Origin of the sequence: Leisingera sp. ANG-DT (genome assembly GCF_000813785.1) — a bacterium.
GTDB lineage: Bacteria > Pseudomonadota > Alphaproteobacteria > Rhodobacterales > Rhodobacteraceae > Leisingera.
In genome coordinates this window covers 75,212-91,282 of sequence record NZ_JWLE01000013.1, presented here as the reverse complement: position 1 = coordinate 91,282, position 16,071 = coordinate 75,212, and the positions used below count along the sequence as shown (strand labels likewise).

Genomic DNA, 16,071 nt, shown 5'->3' with positions numbered 1-16,071 from the left:
GAAGGAGCGCCGGTCATGAGAATTACCTGTCCGCTCTGCGGTGAGAGGGACCGCCGCGAATTCTATTACAAGGGCGCTGCACTTGTGCGCCCGGCTGAAGGCGCGGATCTGGACGCCTGGCATGAGTATGTGAACCTGCGGGAAAACCCGGCGGGGCCGCTGGATGAGCTGTGGTATCACGAGATGGGCTGTAATGCCTGGCTGAAGGTCACCCGCAATACCGCGACCCATGAGATTCTGGACGTGCAATTGGCCTCCGAGGCCGGGCTGGGAGGGAAAAAATGAGACTTCCCGGAAAAGGCCTGAACCAGGGTGCGAAGCCGATCACATTCGCCTTCAATGGCCGCCACATGATGGGGTTGGAGGGTGACACGCTGGCGTCGGCGCTGCTGGCAAACAGCACGCATCTGGTGGGGCGGTCCTTCAAGTACCACCGCCCGCGCGGAGTGCTGACCGCGGGCAGCGAGGAGCCGAACGCGCTGGTGACCATCGGCACAGGCGGTCAGCAGGACCCGAACGTGCGCGCCACCCAGCAGGAACTGTTCGAAGGCCTGGAGGCGCGCAGCCAGAACTGCTGGCCCTCGGTTGAGCGCGACGTGATGGCGGTGAACGATCTGGCGGCGCCGTTCTTTGGCGCGGGGTTCTACTACAAGACCTTCATGTGGCCTGCGGCGTTCTGGGAAAAGATTTATGAGCCGATGATCCGCAATGCGGCAGGCCTTGGTGCGCTGTCGGGCGAGGCGGATCAGGACCGCTATGAGAAAGCCTTTGCCTTTTGCGACGTGCTGGTGATCGGCTCCGGTCCTGCGGGCCTGGTGGCGGCGCTGACGGCTGGCCGGGCCGGGGCGGATGTGATCCTGGCGGAGGAAGACAGCCGTATGGGCGGCCGCCTGCTGGCAGAGCGCGAAGAGATCGGCGGCAAACCGGGCCATGCGTGGGCAGCGGAGGTGCTGGCCGAACTGGAGGCGATGGACAATGTGCGGCTGATGAGCCGCACTGCCGTCACCGGTGCCTATGACCAGGGCACCTACGGTGCGCTGGAGCGGGTCTCGCACCACCTGCCACGGCGGCATTCGCTGAAGGGCAGCCACCTGCCGCGTGAATGCTTCTGGCGGATTGCGGCCAAACACGCGGTGCTGGCGGCGGGGGCCATCGAGCGCCCGGTGGCGTTCCGCAACAACGACCGTCCCGGCATCATGATGGCCGGCGCCGTGCGCGCCTATCTGAACCGCTGGGGTGTGGCGCCGGGCGAGAGGGTCACCGTCTTTGCCAACAACGATCAGGCGCACCGGACCGCGCGCGACCTGCATGACGCGGGTGTGCATATCGCGGCGGTGATCGACAGCCGCCACGAAGCACCGGATGGCGGCCCCTATCAGGTGATCAAGGGCGCACAGGTCTGTGACAGTGCCGGCCGCCAGCGGCTGGAGAGCATCACCGTGCGTTCGGTCAAGGGTGAGGAGAAGATCCAGACCGATTGTCTGGCGATGTCCGGCGGCTGGAACCCCTCGGTGCATCTGACCTGCCATTTGAACAGCCGTCCGGTGTGGAAGCGCGAGGCGCTGGCATTTGTGCCAACCGAAGGCGCGGTGCCGGGCATGGTCACAGCGGGTGCCTGCAACGGCACCTTCTCCACCGCAGGCGCATTGCGCGACGGCGCGGAGGCTGCCGCCAAGGTGCTGGAGGCGCTGGGCCTGAAACCCGCTGCCGCCGATCTTCCGCAAGCAGAGGACGATCCTTACCGCATCGCCGCCCTATGGGCGGTGCCGGGCAAGGGGCGCGCCTGGCTCGACTTTCAGAACGACGTGACCGTCAAGGATGTGAAGCAGGCGGCCACCGAAAACTTCCGCTCCGTCGAGCATATGAAGCGTTATACCACGCAGGGCATGGCGACCGATCAGGGCAAGAATTCCAACGTAGCGGCGCTGGCGGTGCTGGCGGATGCCACCGGGCGTACAATCCCGGAGACCGGCACCACCACCTTCCGCCCGCCGTTTGTGCCGGTGTCGCTGGGCGCGATGGGGGCAGGGGCCACGGATGAAGGCTTCAAGCCGCAGCGTTTCCTGACCTCGCATGGCGAGAGCGAAACCCGCGGGGCGCATCAGCTGGAGGTGGGCCTGTGGTACCGCGCGGCCTATTTTCCGAAGCAGGGAGAGACCAACTGGCGCCAGTCCTGCGACCGTGAGGTGACCCTGGTTCGCAAGGCTGTGGGCATCTGCGATGTCTCCACCCTGGGCAAGATTGACATTCAGGGGCCGGATGCTGGCAAGTTCCTCGATTTCCTCTACACCAACACCTTCAGCACGCTGAAGGTTGGCAAGGTCCGCTATGGGCTGATGCTGCGCGAAGATGGTTTTGTCATGGATGACGGCACCACCGCGCGGCTGGGCGAAAACCACTTTGTCATGACCACCACCACCGCTGCTGCAGGTCAGGTGATGGCGCATATGGAGTTCGTGTCCCAGGCGCTTTACCCGGAATGGGACGTGCGCTTTACCTCAGTGACGGAGCAATGGGCGCAGTTTGCCGTGGCCGGACCGAAGTCGCGGGAGCTGTTGAACGGTCTGCTGGACGAGGACGTGAACGGCGAGACCTGGCCCTTCATGGGCTGCGGCGAGGCGATCGTTCTGGGCGTGAAGGGGCGGCTGTTCCGGATCTCCTTCTCGGGCGAGCATGCCTATGAGGTGGCGGTGCCTGCGCGCTATGGTGAGGCCCTGTTCCGCGAACTGTTGAAGCGGGCCGAAGCCATGGGCGGCGGTGCCTATGGCATGGAGGCGCTCAATGTGCTTCGGATCGAAAAGGGACTGATCACCCATGCCGAGATCAACGGCACTGTGACCGCTTTTGACCTGGGGCTTCAGGGGATGATGTCCAAGAAGAAGGATTTTCTGGGCAAGGCCATGTCCACCCGCGAAGGCCTGATGGCAGAAGACCGGATGCGCCTTGTGGGCTTGAAACCTGTTGGTGCGGTCAAGGAAATCACCGCCGGTGCGCATCTGTTCACGCCGGGCGATCCGGTGGAGCGGATCTATGACCAGGGCTATGTGACCTCGGCCGGCTATTCGCCGACACTGGGGCACCCGATCGGGCTGGCTTTCCTCAAGGAAGGCCCGGACCGCATCGGCGAAACCGTGCGGCTGGTCGATCACATGCGCGGTGTGGATACGTTGTGCGAGGTTGTTTCGCCTGTGTTCTTTGACCCAGAGGGAGGGCGTGCCCGTGGCTGAACTGATAGCAAAAAGCCCCTGTGACAGGCTGCTGCCGATAACCCTCGGCGGCATGAGTCTGACTGAAGAGCAGCCCGGCAGCATGTGGGTCCTGGCACCGTTCAAAGGGCAGGAGAAGGCGTTGAGCAAAGCCTTGGAAGCGGCCCACGGAATGGCCTTCCCGGCAGCGAACCGCGCCACCGGCAAGGCGGGCAGCCGGGCTGTCTGGTTCGGCCGGGACATGGCGCTGCTTATGGGGGTGGAACCCGACGCCAAGCTGGCCAAACATGCCGCCCTGACGGATCAGAGCGACGCCTGGGCTGTTGTCCGGCTTGACGGGGCTGGCGCCGAGGACGTCCTGGCGCGGCTGGTGCCGGTGGATTTGCGCCCCCAGGTTTTCAAACGCGGCCATACCGCGCGGACGGAGTTGAAGCACATGATGGCCTCGGTCACCCGCATTGGGCCGCAGGCGTTTCAGGTCATGGTGTTCCGTTCGATGGCGAAAACGCTTGTGCATGATTTGAAAACAGCCATGGAAGCCGTCACGGCACGGGGGTAACCTGCGGGGATCACCAACTGATTCCCGGAGCGCATCTATGATCCGCATCGTCTTTGCAGCCGCCTTGCTGGCGGCGCCGGCTTATGCTTCTGAAAGCAAAGAAGAAAGCTGCAAATACCAAGGCCAAGTCATGGCCGCGGTGCAGCAGGCGCGGTTGGACCGGGTGAAGCAGGAAGAGGTGGAACAGGTGATTCTGGACAGCAATCCGGAATGGCCCGATGCCTATTCCAATGCGATCCCGCAGCTGTCGCAGCATGTGTACGCAATGAAGCGGCGCGACCTGAAGAGCACCGATCTCGGTGCGCTGTTCGAACAGCAGTGCCTGCAGAACTGGGATCAGATTCAGGCGATGCAGAAACAGCTGAAGTCGAACTGATATGTCCCTGCCGCCCGGCTTTCTGGATGAACTGCGCACCCGCATCAGCATATCTGATGTTGTCGGGCGCAAAGTCATGTGGGACCAGCGCAAATCGCAGCCGGGCAAGGGCGACTATTGGGGGCCGTGCCCGTTCCACCATGAAAAGACCGCCTCGTTTCACGTGGAAGACCGCAAGGGGTTTTATTACTGCTTCGGCTGCCACGCCAAGGGCGACGCACTGAAGTTTGTCCAGGAGACCGAGAACGTCGGCTTCATGGAGGCGGTGGAGATCCTGGCCGGTGAAGCGGGTATGGAGATGCCCAAGCGCGACCCGCGCGCGCAGGAAAAGCAGGACCGCCGCACGCTGCTGGCCGATGTCATGGAACAGGCGGTGCAGTTTTTCCGCCTGCAACTCAAGACCAGCGCCGCCCAGGACGCCCGCGCCTATCTGCAGCGGCGGGGCATGACAGCGCAGGCGCTGGACCGCTGGGAGATCGGCTTTGCCCCTGACGGCTGGCAGAACCTGTGGGATGCCTTGCGCGGCAAGAACGTGCCCGATGATCTGATCATCGGCGCCGGGCTGGCCAAACCCTCGAACAAGGGCGGCAAGCCTTATGACACCTTCCGCAACCGGATCATGTTTCCGATCCGCGATGCGCGCGGCAGGGCGATTGCCTTTGGCGGCCGGGCGATGGACCCGAATGACAACGCCAAGTACCTGAACTCGCCCGAGACTGAGCTGTTCGACAAGGGGCGCAGCCTTTACAATCACGGGCCCGCACGGGCGGCATCCGGGCGCGGTTCCACGCTGGTTGTGGCCGAGGGCTACATGGATGTGATTGCGCTGGCAGAGGGCGGCTTTCAGTCTTCCGTGGCACCGCTCGGCACCGCGATCACCGAAAATCAGCTGCAGATGCTGTGGCGGATGTCGGATGAGCCGATCATCGCGCTGGATGGCGATACTGCGGGTCTGCGTGCGGCCATGCGGCTGATCGATCTGGCGCTGCCCCTGCTGGAGGCGGGCAAATCTCTGCGCTTTGCCATCATGCCGGAGGGCAAGGACCCCGACGACATGATCCGCAGCGAAGGCCCGGAAGCGGTGCAGGCGGTGCTGGACCGGGCGATCCCGATGGTCAAGCTGCTGTGGCAGCGCGAGACCGAGGGTAAGGTCTTTGACAGCCCGGAGCGCAAGGCGGCGCTCGACAAGAGCTTGCGCGAAAAGATCAAGCTGATCCGCGATCCCTCGATCCGCAAGCATTACGGCGAGGACGTCAAAGAGATGCGCTGGCAGCTGTTCCGAGGCAACCGGGACAGCGGCAGCTATCAGCAGAGGACCGGCAAGGGCGGCGGCTTCCGCGATGGCGCCCGCGCGCCATGGAAGCCGGGCAAGGGCTTCGGCGCGATTCCGCAGCCGCGCGCCACCACCCGCGCCTCGCTGGTGGCGGGTGCCAATGATGAATCCTTTGCCGCGATGCGCGAGGCGGTGATCCTGGCAACCGCCATCACCACGCCGGAAGTGATCCCGGAATTCGAGACCAGCCTGGAGCGCCTGCAATGCGCCGATCCGGATCTGGCGGCGCTGCGGGACATGGTGCTGCGCCATGGCATCAGCGCACCGGAGCGGCTGAGCGAGGAAATTGACTGGTCTTTGGGGCCCCATGCCCTTGAAAACCTCTTTGCCCTTCGCCACGTTGCAATCATTCCCTGCCTGCGCAAACCCGGCGACACCGAACTGGCCAGCATGACCTTGGCCGAAGAACTCGCAAAACTCGAAACGCTGCGCGGGCTGGATGCGGAACTGGCAGAAGCCGAAGAGGATTTGCACGGCCTTGCGGATGAGGCACTGACCTGGCGGCTGCGGCAGGCGGCAGAAGCCAAGAACAAGGCCGTGCGCAGCGAAAACGAGGACAAGGCAACGTATGACGTGGGCAAGAACGGCGCGCGGCTCAACCGGGATGAGCGAGATGCCTTCGGGGCCCTTTTGGACCGGATCGGCTTCTCTGAGAAGTAACACGCGGGGGTGATTCTGCGTTTTGCTAAGGAAGAGCACAGGAAAATTGGGTAAACGGGGTGACGAATCAGATGATCGCGCTAATGATTCGCTCAGCGAATCATCCCGCAGCCCCTGAGTAGGAGCATTTAATGGCCGCCAAAGACACCGACGACCGCAAACCTGACGATCAGGACGCCGAAATCTCCCTTGATATGAGCCAGGCTCAGGTCAAGAAGATGATCGCGGAGGCCCGCGAGAAAGGCTACATCACCTACGATCAGCTCAATCAGGTTCTGCCGCCGGATCAGGTCAGCTCGGAACAGATCGAAGACGTGATGTCGATGCTCAGCGAAATGGGCATCAACATCATCGAGGACGAAGAGGCCGAGGAAGAAGAGAACAAGGGCACCACCGACCTTGTGACCACCGAAGGCCCGCGCGAGGTTGCGCTGGCAGGCGCTCAGACCGAGAAGCTGGACCGCACCGACGACCCGGTGCGCATGTACCTGCGCGAGATGGGCTCGGTCGAGCTGCTGAGCCGCGAAGGCGAGATTGCGATTGCGAAACGCATCGAGGCGGGCCGCAACACCATGATCGCGGGCCTGTGTGAAAGCCCGCTGACCTTCCAGGCGATCACCATCTGGCACGACGAACTTCTGTCCGAAGACATCCTGCTGCGTGACGTCATCGACCTGGAAGCCACCTTTGGCAATCAGCTCGACGAGGACGGCGAAGAAGAGCCGGTTGTCGACACCTCCGCGGTGGCAGCTGCTAAGCCGGCCAAGGAAGAAGGCCCGGAGCTGGACGCCGACGGCAACCCGATTGCCAGCGACGATGACGATGACGAGGACGATCAGGCCAACATGTCGCTGGCCGCGATGGAGGCTGCGCTCAAGGACCGGGTGCTGGTCACGCTGGAGCGGATCTCCACCGACTTTGCCGAGCTTAGCGAAATGCAGGACAGCCGGATTTCAGCAACTCTCAACGAGGACGGCTCCTTCAGCACCGAGGACGAGGCGCGCTACCAGTCGCTGCGTTCTGAAATCGTTGAGCTGGTGAACGGCCTGCACTTGCACAATAACCGTATCGAGGCGCTGATCGACCAGCTCTATGGCATCAACCGCCGCGTCATGCAGATCGACAGCTCTATGGTGAAGCTGGCCGACCAAGCGCGCATCAACCGCCGCGAGTTCGTGGACGCCTACCGTGGCCGCGAGCTGGATCCGAACTGGCTGGCCGACATGGGCGAAAAGCCGGGCCGCGGCTGGCAGATGTTCATTGAACGCTCTACCGAAAAGGTCGAGGAACTGCGCGCTGATATGGCCCAGGTGGGCCAGTATGTCGGTCTGGACATCTCCGAATTCCGCCGCATCGTACAGCAGGTTCAGAAGGGCGAAAAAGAAGCCCGCCAGGCCAAGAAGGAAATGGTCGAGGCCAACCTGCGCCTGGTGATTTCGATTGCCAAGAAATACACCAACCGCGGTCTGCAGTTCCTGGATTTGATCCAGGAGGGTAACATCGGCCTGATGAAGGCGGTGGACAAGTTCGAATACCGCCGCGGCTACAAGTTCTCGACTTATGCAACATGGTGGATCCGCCAGGCAATCACCCGTTCGATTGCCGACCAGGCCCGCACCATCCGGATCCCGGTCCACATGATCGAGACCATCAACAAGCTGGTCCGCACCGGCCGCCAGATGCTGCACGAGATCGGCCGCGAGCCGACCCCGGAGGAACTGGCCGACAAGCTGCAGATGCCGCTGGAGAAGGTCCGCAAGGTGATGAAGATCGCCAAGGAGCCGATCTCGCTCGAAACCCCGATTGGGGACGAGGAAGACAGCCAGCTGGGCGATTTCATCGAGGACAAGAATGCCGTGCTGCCGCTCGACAGCGCCATTCAGGAAAACCTCAAGGAAACCACCACCCGGGTGCTTGCTTCGCTCACCCCGCGTGAGGAGCGGGTTCTGCGGATGCGTTTCGGCATCGGCATGAACACCGACCACACGCTGGAGGAGGTTGGCCAACAGTTCAGCGTGACCCGCGAACGGATCCGCCAGATCGAGGCAAAAGCTTTGCGGAAACTGAAGCACCCCAGCCGCTCGCGCAAGCTGCGCAGTTTCCTGGATCAGTAAGGTTTGGGCTGGTAGTGTTTCAGGGCGTCCCTTTGGGGCGCCCTTTTCTGTTTGGTGATTCCATGCGCGCGTATTTGACTGGATGTTTTCTGCTTGCAGCCAACGCCCTTCAGGCGTGCCCTGATGGGGCGACCACTCTGGTATCCTGCACATTGACAGGCGGTGCAAATTACTTGGAAACCTGCCTGCTGGGCAATTATGCAACCTTCGCGTTTGGTGACGCCGGAAAGAGGCCCGAGCTGTCCTTGGCCCGGCATGTGCGGGATGTGGATATGACTCCATGGCCGGGAATCGGGAACTCTATCTGGGAGGCTTTTGCCTTTGAAACCGAAGGATTTTCTTACACAGTCCACTACACGCTTGTTAAGGACCCTGGAGCCAGGGTTCCGCTGAGCGGAGGTGTCATTACCGCTAAGGACGGCCAAGTAGTGGCTCATATGCAATGCGATATCGGCAGTGTTATAGGTGCCGGCTATTCCCTGCCTTTGTTTGAGGCGAAAGAAGCAGCGGGCCAAGTCTATTCACTTGAAACCCGGAGCTGGCAGTAGATGGCCAGGGTGGCGGCTGGGGCCGACCTCATCGTCTTCGACGGCGAATGCGTGCTGTGTTCCGGCTTCTTCCGCTTCATGCTGCGCCATGACCGGGCCGGGCGGTTCTCCTTTGCCACTGCGCAGTCGCCGCTGGGGCAGCGGCTGTACCGCGAACTGGGTCTGCCTGCGGATGACTTCGAGACCAATCTGGTGATCGTTAACGGCCGCCCCTATCAGCGCCTTGATGCCTTTGCCGCGGCGATGCGGGCGCTGCCGTGGCCCTGGCGGGTCTTGTCGGTGTGCCGGTTTCTGCCATGGCGCCTGAAGGACGCGCTGTATTTCAGCGTTGCCCGCAACCGGTACCGTCTGTTTGGCCGGCACGACGTTTGCATGATACCCGGTCCCGAAGTCCGCGCCCGCTTTGCCAGTGGGGGCTACGCCGGGTGAGGGACGCCTTCGGGGAAATCATCGCTGCACATAAGCTGCATGTGCCGCCGGTTTTGATGCGGTTTCACACCGAACCGCCGGCGCGCAGTTTTGGTGTGGTCAGAGTAGAAGGCGGCAATCGCTGGGCGCGGCTGCTGGCCCGGCTGGCTGGTTTCCCGCCGCCAATGCCGCAATCCCGGTTCCGGCTGGATGTTGCGCAGCAGGGCAAGGGCCATATCTGGCGGCGGGTGTTCGGCAGGCATCAGACCCGGTCCCATCTGCGGTTCGACCCGCGCCGGGGCAGGGTGGTTGAGCGGTTCGGGGTGGTTGAGCTGGAACTTTCAGTCCGCGTGCAGCAGGGCGCTATGATGGTCTCAGTTGAGCAAGCCCGCTTGTTCGGGCTGCCTTTGCCGCGTGCGCTTTGCCCGGAAAGCGCTGCAATGGAATTCGAAACATCGCAGGGGCATCTTGGCTTCGACATCTCCGCCAGCCTGCCGCGGATCGGTCTTCTGGTGCGCTACACCGGCCACATAGCCCTGCCGGAATTGAACCTCAGACGTTAACCATTTGCTAACCCTGCCGTTGCCCGGGCGCGGTGCAGGCCGTAAACTTGCAGCATCCGCATTTGATTTCCGGGGGGGAAGATGATGTCTGCACATTCTGATCTGAACGGGGCGCTGGAAGCGCTGCAAGGCAAGCTCCAGTCGCTGAATGATCTGGTGCGCGCCAACCAGTTCATGGTTGAGGCAATGGCCGGGCAGGGCGACGCGCTGAAGCAAATGAGCAGCGGCCGCACCAAGGACATGTTGCGCCGCCAGGCCCGCGCGCAGTTCCATCCCGACACCGGGGCCGCCCCTGATGCTGCAGTACTGGCCATACTGGAGGAAGTGCTGGGCCATCAGGAAGAGAGTGCAGAGATCATTCCCTTCCCTGTCCGGGCCTGACCCCTTCGCACACACATCTGCGAGAGGTTGCGGCCAAGGCTGCAGTCTCCCCTTGGAGGCGCTGCGGCGGGTCCCTATGTTGAGGCGAACAAAGGGATATCTCCGGATGAAAAACCTCATAACCGCCGCCGTGCTGGCCTGTTCCACGGCTGTTCCCGCAGCTGCAGATTCGTTCCTTGCCAATCGCGGCGTGCGGGTTCTGCCTGTTAATGACCTCGTTTATGAGGTCGTTCCCGGGCGCTCAGGCGGCACCTGGGATTATTGGTGTGCCGCCGCGCAGTATGCCCGCCGGGTTCTGGGAGCGAATTGGACGGACCGGTTCTATGTCGTGCGCGGACGGGACGTCAGCGTCACCACGGGCCGCCGGTCCTCTGTGCAGTTCACTCTGTATCCGGAACAGGCTGGTGTGCCGCCCAAAACCGGCTGGCTGTCGCTGGGATTCCGTCCGGGCGAAAGCCTGTCGGTGCAGCAGGGCTATGGTTACTGTGTGCAGGCTCCGGCGCTTTAATAGCCGGTGCGGAACCGGGATGTGCTCACATTCATCCACCGATTTGTAAGCTCTCTGGCAACTTCACAAGGAAATGATGCCTTCCTGCACCGCGCAGGCGCCTCCGCCGCAGCTGACTGAAGGACGTGCCGCAGGTACCACTTAAGTCGCTATGCTGTCTTGGATTTTGCCGCGTGCGCAGCGCCCGTACTGTGCCGCTGCTGTGAAAAGGCGCTGGTGGGCGCCGAACTGCACGGCAGTTTGAATGGCATGTGTTCCAGTTCTTTCTACCCTTATAGCGGGACGCAGCATCTTGCGGCCCGCTGAAAGAAAGGGAACTGCCATGAGACCCATTGCCGCCGCCGCTGTCACCGCCTCAATCCTGACAATGGCACTGCCCGGAATCTCGCTTGCCAATGCCAGCAGCCACAATGTTCGCGTTAATTCAATGTCTGACGGCATCTTCGAAGCCGTCCTCAGGACCGGTAATGGCCACCTGTTCTGGTGCGGGGCTGCTGACTATGCCCATCGCGTCATCGGGGCACCTTGGCATGCCAAACTGCATATCACCCGCGGGCTGGGGCCAAGCGAAACCACGGGTCGCCGGTCTGCAGTGCAGTTCACGCTGGATGCCAAATTGGCCCAAACGCCGCCGCCCGGCGGATACGGGTCTGTTAACAGCCTGCAAGCTGGTGATACAATGAGTGTTCAGAGAGCTTTGGATTATTGCTTTGTGCCACTCGGGCGGCCGTGAGTGTATTCAGGCCCGCGGACTTCCCGGAATTGCGGAGAAGGAGGTTGAGAGATGACCAGCAAGAGAATTTGGCTGTCAGGGATGCTGGCTGTGGTTCTGTCCGTTCCGGTGCCTGCTTCCGCTTGGCGCGCGATCAACAGGAATGAAGTGCTGCCGGTATCGGAAGGCGTCTGGGAAGTGGTGGCCCGAAGCCGGTCCGGCGCGCAGGATTACTGGTGCAGCATCGCGGACTATGCCATCCGTCAGCTGCGGGCGCCTGTGAATCAGCGGATCTATGTCTGGCGCGGCGAGGGTCCGTCTGTGAACCGCCCCGGCCGCAAGGCGGTGCAATTTGCCTTTGGCCTGCCGCCGGGAGTTCCTGACCGCTCCGGCAGCCTGTCGCTGAATATTCGTGAAGCAGGGGACAGCCTGCGGGTGACCTCGGCGCAGAACTACTGCTACGACCGGCTGCCCGGACGTGACCGTTGGCTGCCGTAGCTGCCCAGCCGCGGCTTCTGGTTGCCTGAACGCGGTGCTTGCGCCAGAAAGGCCCTATGCAGCATGACTTCTCAATTCCGACGCGCGGGCAGGGTCTCTATGAGTTTACCCGCGACGTGCAGGCCTGGGTGGCCGCCAGCGGCGTTCGGGGCGGGCTGCTGACCCTGTTTGTCCGCCATACCTCCTGCTCCCTGTTGATACAGGAAAATGCCGACCCGGAGGTGCAGGGGGATTTGCACGCGTTCTTTGCCCGCCTGGTGCCGCCTTCATCGGATCCGTCAATGACCTATCTGCGCCACACATATGAGGGGCCGGATGATATGCCTGCGCATATCAAGGCAGCAATGATGCCCGTCAGCTTGTCGGTCCCGGTGCGCAGCGGTGCACCTGTTCTGGGCACCTGGCAGGGCATCTACCTGTTCGAACACCGCGACGCGCCGCACGAGCGGAAGGTGGCAGCGCACCTAAGCTGAACCTCTTTATCTAGCGGCGTCAAATGCCCCCTACCCAAATTCTGGAGGGTCGCCTATAGTTGTGGATAACCGGGCAGGCCCGGGCACAATAAACAGGCTGACAGGATTGAGGGAGCAGGCGGATGCGCTGCCCATTTTGCGGAAATATCGACACTCAGGTCAAGGATTCACGCCCCGCCGAGGATCATGTTTCGATCAGGCGGCGCCGGTTCTGCCCGGCCTGCGGCGGCCGTTTCACAACGTATGAACGGGTGCAGCTGCGCGATCTGGTGGTGATCAAGACCAACGGCAAGCGAGAGGATTTCGACCGCGACAAGCTGGAGCGTTCTATCCGCATCTCGATGCAGAAGCGCCCGATTGAGCCGGAACGGATCGACCAGATGATTTCCGGCATCGTGCGGCGGCTGGAGAGCATGGGTGAGACCGATATTCCCTCCAAGAAAATCGGCGAGATCGTGATGGAGGCGCTGGCCCGGATCGACACTGTGGCCTATGTGCGTTTTGCCAGTGTTTACAAAAACTTCCAGGCTGCAGATGATTTCGAGGACTTTGTCCACGAACTGCGCCCGCCGGTGGCGCCGGAAGAATAATGGACACAGATCACCGTTACATGGCGCTGGCGCTGTCTCTGGGGCGGCGCGGGCAGGGAAATTGCTGGCCGAACCCGGCCGTAGGCTGCGTCATTGTGCAGGGCAGCCGTGTGGTTGGCCGCGGCTGGACCAAACCGGGCGGTCGTCCGCATGCGGAAACCGAGGCGCTGGCGCAGGCCGGAGAAGCGGCACGCGGTGCCACTGCCTATGTGACGCTGGAGCCTTGTGCCCATCAGGGGAAAACGCCGCCCTGTGCTCAGGCACTGATTGACGCAGGGGTTGCGCGGGTTGTTGCCGCGATCGGGGACAGTGATCCGCGGGTCTCCGGTCAGGGGTTCCGGATGCTGCGGGATGCAGGCATCAGAGTGGACACCGGCGTCTGGGGTGCCCAGGCAGCACGGGATCACGCAGGGTTTTTCCTGAGGACCGAGCAGGGCCGCCCGCTGGTGACGCTGAAACTGGCCAGCAGTTTTGACGGCCGCATTGCCACCGGGTCGGGCCAGAGCAAATGGATCACCGGGCCGGACGCACGCCGGGCGGTGCACGCGATGCGCGCCCGCCACGATGCGGTGATGGTCGGCGGCGGCACCGCACGGGCGGATGACCCTTCGCTGACGGTGCGCGACCTGGGGGTGGAGCATCAACCTGTGCGAGTAGTGATCTCGCGCCACCTGGACCTGCCGCTGATGGGCCAGCTGGCCCGCACCGCCAAGGACGTGCCGGTCTGGCTGTGCCACGGCCATGGAGCTGATCAGGAACGCATCCGCGCCTGGGAGGGGCTGGGGGCCAGACTGATCCCTTGCGCTTCGCATGGCGTGCAACTGGATGCGGCAGATATTCTGCAGCAGCTTGGTGATGCCGGTCTCACTCGCGTGTTCTGTGAGGGCGGCAGTGCGTTGGCGGCTTCACTGCTGGCATTTGATCTGGTGGATGAGCTGATCGGCTTTACCGCCGGTCTGGGGATTGGTGCCGAGGGGCTGCCTTCTATCGGTGCGCTGGGGATCGGCAGGCTGGAGGAAGCACCGCGGTTCGAGCTGGTCGAGGCGCGCCCTGTTGGCAAGGATATTTTGCACCGTTGGACCCGGGCGCTGCGCTGAGCGCAGATCTTCTGGTGTCAGCCGGGCGCGATTTAGCGCCACAGATGGGCGTATGTGGCAAACAGCCCCTGCAGCTTGGACAGCAGCCGGTTGCTGAGGCCCGGATACGGCAAGTGTCCCTCGCGCAGGCGCATCACGGCAACTTCGGCCGGGCAGGGCTGGCCGGTCACTGGGTCGAAGTAGCGCGGATAGTCGATCAGCGCTGCGTGGGCGAGCCCCATCAGCGTCACCTGCGCCTGCCGCCAGGACGGTACCGGCGCCAGGTCGGTTGTCAGCCCCCAGCCGGCATAGAAAGGGGTGCCAAGCGTGGTAACCTTAACCCCGCGCAGCAGTGCCTCGAACCCCAGAAGAGAGGTTATCGTCCAGACTTCCTGCACGTTGCTGAGCAGCGCCATTGGATCGGCCTGGCTGGCGACAACATCGGCCAACTCCGCTGCCGCGACCTGGCCCTTGCGCAGGCCTGCCTCCACATCCGGATGCGGCTTGTAGATGATAACGGCTTCTGGATTGGCCGTCCGCACAGAGCGCAGCAGGTCAAGGTTTGTCCGCACCTCGTCAGCGCCGCATAGGATCGAGGCGTCGTCCTCAACCTGGCCCGGAACCAATATGCGGCGGCCTTCGGGCAGGGCAGGGGTACCGCCGCCTAGGTTGTACTTTGAAACACCGTCCCTGATCAGGGACTGCACAAGGCGCTCTGCCCGCCGCTCCTCGGCCTGGGTCATCTCCACACGGCGGGCAATCAGAGCATCCAGATCCGATGGCTGGCGCGGGTCGTAGTAGATCCCTTGCCGGTCAGTTACCAGCGACAGAGGGGGCACCAGCTCCGCCCCCAGTCCTCGGGAGCGCAGAAAACCGTCCTCCACCCGCACTGCGCCTGCATGGGCCTCTTGGGCTTTGCCAGCCCAGACCATTTGCTTGCGGCCGCTGGCCTGTGCCTCAGCAGGATCTTCCGTAAACAGCACCCGCTTTTCGGCACCAAAGAACTTCTGCAGCGGTTTGCGCTTCCACAGCCTCATGCCGGAGGCGGCCCAACCCTGATGGTCCTGCCGCCAGGCCCGCGCTTTAGCTTCCAGATTGTCCAGTACCGTTTCCAATTCGCACAGCTCATCCCGGAACGGGTCGTGCCATTTGGGGTAAAGGATCATCGCGGCGGCGAACAGCTGCGCGCGGGTCAGCTGCCGCCGGCGCCGGGGCGGAGCGTTGTCGTCGATGCTCAAGCCCCAGCCCGCATAAAACGGCTGACCGAACACCCGTGGTTTGTGACCCGCCAGGATTGCCTCGAAACCCAGTTGCGATGAGACCGTGTAAACCCCGATGGCCCCGTCCAGCAGCGCCCACGGGGAGACACTGCCTGTAAACAGTTGCACACGCCCATTCGCATCATCCGCGTCGTAGTATCCCGCCCGGTATCCGCGCAGCGTCTCGGGATGGGTCTTGATCAGAACCCGCGCGCCAGGGTGCTCTTCCTGTGCAAACGCCAGCATTTCCAGAAACCGCGCCCGGTCCGCACGTGAGGCTGTAACGGAGGCATCGTCACGCGCCTGATCAGCAACCAGCACATAGCCAGGATCGGGCACTGATGCGCTGGGATCAAACGCGTTGTACTTACTGAGATGCGCTGACTTGAGGCGGGCAATGGAGTCGCGCGCCCGTTGCATCAGATGCGCGTCATCCAGAGGGTGGGCTGCAAGCAGCTGTTCCAGATCCGACGGTTCCGCCGCATCGAAATGCACGCCGGAGCGGTCCAGCATCAGGCCCGCAGGCGGCTCACCGGCGCGGCCGGGGTGAAGCGAGCGCAGGAAGGCATCCTCTACCCGCAGCAGCCCGCAGCCGCGTTTCGCGGCCACTGCCAGCCCCCGGTGCGCGGTGGGGGAGGCGCCCCAGATACCCACCAGGTCTTCCGGCTGCGGCAGGCCCAGCCGGATGGAGTATCCGGACAGTTCCAGAATCCGCCGCACCCGCCGCTGGGTCAGAAATCCGCCGTTGTAAACAAAAAGCCGGGACGCGCTGCTCCCGGCTTCCTGGCGGCCTGCAGTCAGATGCAT

Annotated in this window: 17 protein-coding genes; 16 read left to right on the top strand and 1 reads right to left on the bottom strand. The window is 63.0% G+C overall.

What is annotated here, in order from left to right; genetic code table 11:
- The first annotated feature begins 15 nt into the window (after nucleotides 1-15).
- The 16 genes from RA21_RS14145 to ribD all read left to right on the top strand — a co-directional run bounded on the left by RA21_RS14145 (nucleotide 16) and on the right by ribD (nucleotide 14,026).
- Entirely contained in the window at nucleotides 16-285 is a 270-nt protein-coding gene (locus tag RA21_RS14145) for a sarcosine oxidase subunit delta (protein WP_039149963.1), read from the top strand.
- Nucleotides 282-3,227, top strand: coding sequence for a sarcosine oxidase subunit alpha family protein (locus RA21_RS14140; protein WP_039149960.1), 2,946 nt, complete (start codon nucleotides 282-284; stop codon nucleotides 3,225-3,227). The genes RA21_RS14145 and RA21_RS14140 overlap by 4 nt, the downstream gene beginning before the upstream one ends.
- The gene (locus RA21_RS14135; RefSeq protein WP_039149957.1) at nucleotides 3,220-3,765 is read left to right on the top strand and encodes a sarcosine oxidase subunit gamma; all 546 of its coding nucleotides are present in this window, start codon (nucleotides 3,220-3,222) and stop codon (nucleotides 3,763-3,765) included. The genes RA21_RS14140 and RA21_RS14135 overlap by 8 nt, the downstream gene beginning before the upstream one ends.
- A gap of 37 nt (nucleotides 3,766-3,802) precedes the next feature.
- A complete protein-coding gene (locus RA21_RS14130; RefSeq protein ID WP_039149954.1) occupies nucleotides 3,803-4,141 on the top strand; it encodes a hypothetical protein in 339 nt (112 codons plus the stop codon).
- A 1-nt stretch (nucleotide 4,142) separates the two neighbouring features.
- Entirely contained in the window at nucleotides 4,143-6,134 is a 1,992-nt protein-coding gene (gene dnaG, locus RA21_RS14125) for a DNA primase (RefSeq protein WP_039149951.1), read from the top strand.
- 131 nt (nucleotides 6,135-6,265) lie between these two features.
- On the top strand, nucleotides 6,266-8,248 hold the full coding sequence (gene rpoD, locus RA21_RS14120; RefSeq protein WP_039149948.1) for an RNA polymerase sigma factor RpoD: 1,983 nt from the start codon (nucleotides 6,266-6,268) through the stop codon (nucleotides 8,246-8,248).
- Between the two features lie 62 nt (nucleotides 8,249-8,310).
- Entirely contained in the window at nucleotides 8,311-8,796 is a 486-nt protein-coding gene (locus RA21_RS14115; RefSeq protein ID WP_039149945.1) for a hypothetical protein, read from the top strand.
- The gene (locus RA21_RS14110) at nucleotides 8,797-9,225 is read left to right on the top strand and encodes a thiol-disulfide oxidoreductase DCC family protein (protein WP_039149943.1); all 429 of its coding nucleotides are present in this window, start codon (nucleotides 8,797-8,799) and stop codon (nucleotides 9,223-9,225) included.
- 56 nt (nucleotides 9,226-9,281) lie between these two features.
- The gene (locus tag RA21_RS14105) at nucleotides 9,282-9,767 is read left to right on the top strand and encodes a DUF4166 domain-containing protein (RefSeq protein ID WP_241477420.1); all 486 of its coding nucleotides are present in this window, start codon (nucleotides 9,282-9,284) and stop codon (nucleotides 9,765-9,767) included.
- An 84-nt stretch (nucleotides 9,768-9,851) separates the two neighbouring features.
- Nucleotides 9,852-10,148: a hypothetical protein gene (locus RA21_RS14100; RefSeq protein ID WP_019294732.1), complete on the top strand. Its 297-nt coding sequence runs from the start codon at nucleotides 9,852-9,854 to the stop codon at nucleotides 10,146-10,148.
- 106 nt (nucleotides 10,149-10,254) lie between these two features.
- Nucleotides 10,255-10,656 carry a hypothetical protein gene (locus RA21_RS14095; RefSeq protein WP_039149938.1) on the top strand — a complete coding sequence of 134 codons (402 nt, stop codon included), beginning with the start codon at nucleotides 10,255-10,257 and terminating at the stop codon, nucleotides 10,654-10,656.
- Nucleotides 10,657-10,978: 322 nt separating this feature from the next.
- Nucleotides 10,979-11,389: a hypothetical protein gene (locus tag RA21_RS22660; protein WP_152610553.1), complete on the top strand. Its 411-nt coding sequence runs from the start codon at nucleotides 10,979-10,981 to the stop codon at nucleotides 11,387-11,389.
- A 51-nt stretch (nucleotides 11,390-11,440) separates the two neighbouring features.
- Entirely contained in the window at nucleotides 11,441-11,866 is a 426-nt protein-coding gene (locus tag RA21_RS14085; protein WP_019294730.1) for a hypothetical protein, read from the top strand.
- A 56-nt stretch (nucleotides 11,867-11,922) separates the two neighbouring features.
- The gene (locus RA21_RS14080; protein WP_039149933.1) at nucleotides 11,923-12,339 is read left to right on the top strand and encodes a secondary thiamine-phosphate synthase enzyme YjbQ; all 417 of its coding nucleotides are present in this window, start codon (nucleotides 11,923-11,925) and stop codon (nucleotides 12,337-12,339) included.
- A 122-nt stretch (nucleotides 12,340-12,461) separates the two neighbouring features.
- Nucleotides 12,462-12,929, top strand: coding sequence for a transcriptional regulator NrdR (nrdR, locus tag RA21_RS14075; protein ID WP_019294728.1), 468 nt, complete (start codon nucleotides 12,462-12,464; stop codon nucleotides 12,927-12,929).
- Complete coding sequence (gene ribD / locus RA21_RS14070; RefSeq protein ID WP_082008956.1) at nucleotides 12,929-14,026, top strand: bifunctional diaminohydroxyphosphoribosylaminopyrimidine deaminase/5-amino-6-(5-phosphoribosylamino)uracil reductase RibD; 1,098 nt, start codon at nucleotides 12,929-12,931, stop codon at nucleotides 14,024-14,026. Before nrdR ends, ribD begins: the two co-directional genes overlap by 1 nt.
- Before the next feature lie 32 nt (nucleotides 14,027-14,058).
- On the opposite strand, the gene RA21_RS14065 is transcribed toward ribD, so the two are convergent.
- On the bottom strand, nucleotides 14,059-16,071 hold the full coding sequence (locus RA21_RS14065) for a capsular polysaccharide biosynthesis protein (protein ID WP_039149931.1): 2,013 nt from the start codon (nucleotides 16,069-16,071) through the stop codon (nucleotides 14,059-14,061).

Bases quoted from the DNA above. Each gene is read 5' to 3' on its own strand.
- rpoD (WP_039149948.1), top strand. From the start codon at position 6,266: ATGGCCGCCAAAGACACCGACGACCGCAAACCTGACGATCAGGACGCC.
- RA21_RS14100 (WP_019294732.1), top strand. From the start codon at position 9,852: ATGTCTGCACATTCTGATCTGAACGGGGCGCTGGAAGCGCTGCAAGGC.
- dnaG (WP_039149951.1), top strand. From the start codon at position 4,143: ATGTCCCTGCCGCCCGGCTTTCTGGATGAACTGCGCACCCGCATCAGC.
- RA21_RS14130 (WP_039149954.1), top strand. From the start codon at position 3,803: ATGATCCGCATCGTCTTTGCAGCCGCCTTGCTGGCGGCGCCGGCTTAT.
- RA21_RS14145 (WP_039149963.1), top strand. From the start codon at position 16: ATGAGAATTACCTGTCCGCTCTGCGGTGAGAGGGACCGCCGCGAATTC.
- RA21_RS14095 (WP_039149938.1), top strand. From the start codon at position 10,255: ATGAAAAACCTCATAACCGCCGCCGTGCTGGCCTGTTCCACGGCTGTT.
- RA21_RS14115 (WP_039149945.1), top strand. From the start codon at position 8,311: ATGCGCGCGTATTTGACTGGATGTTTTCTGCTTGCAGCCAACGCCCTT.
- RA21_RS14085 (WP_019294730.1), top strand. From the start codon at position 11,441: ATGACCAGCAAGAGAATTTGGCTGTCAGGGATGCTGGCTGTGGTTCTG.
- RA21_RS14105 (WP_241477420.1), top strand. From the start codon at position 9,282: ATGCGGTTTCACACCGAACCGCCGGCGCGCAGTTTTGGTGTGGTCAGA.
- RA21_RS14065 (WP_039149931.1), bottom strand. From the start codon at position 16,071: ATGCATCTGACTGCAGGCCGCCAGGAAGCCGGGAGCAGCGCGTCCCGG.
- nrdR (WP_019294728.1), top strand. From the start codon at position 12,462: ATGCGCTGCCCATTTTGCGGAAATATCGACACTCAGGTCAAGGATTCA.
- RA21_RS22660 (WP_152610553.1), top strand. From the start codon at position 10,979: ATGAGACCCATTGCCGCCGCCGCTGTCACCGCCTCAATCCTGACAATG.
- RA21_RS14140 (WP_039149960.1), top strand. From the start codon at position 282: ATGAGACTTCCCGGAAAAGGCCTGAACCAGGGTGCGAAGCCGATCACA.
- RA21_RS14080 (WP_039149933.1), top strand. From the start codon at position 11,923: ATGCAGCATGACTTCTCAATTCCGACGCGCGGGCAGGGTCTCTATGAG.
- ribD (WP_082008956.1), top strand. From the start codon at position 12,929: ATGGACACAGATCACCGTTACATGGCGCTGGCGCTGTCTCTGGGGCGG.
- RA21_RS14110 (WP_039149943.1), top strand. From the start codon at position 8,797: ATGGCCAGGGTGGCGGCTGGGGCCGACCTCATCGTCTTCGACGGCGAA.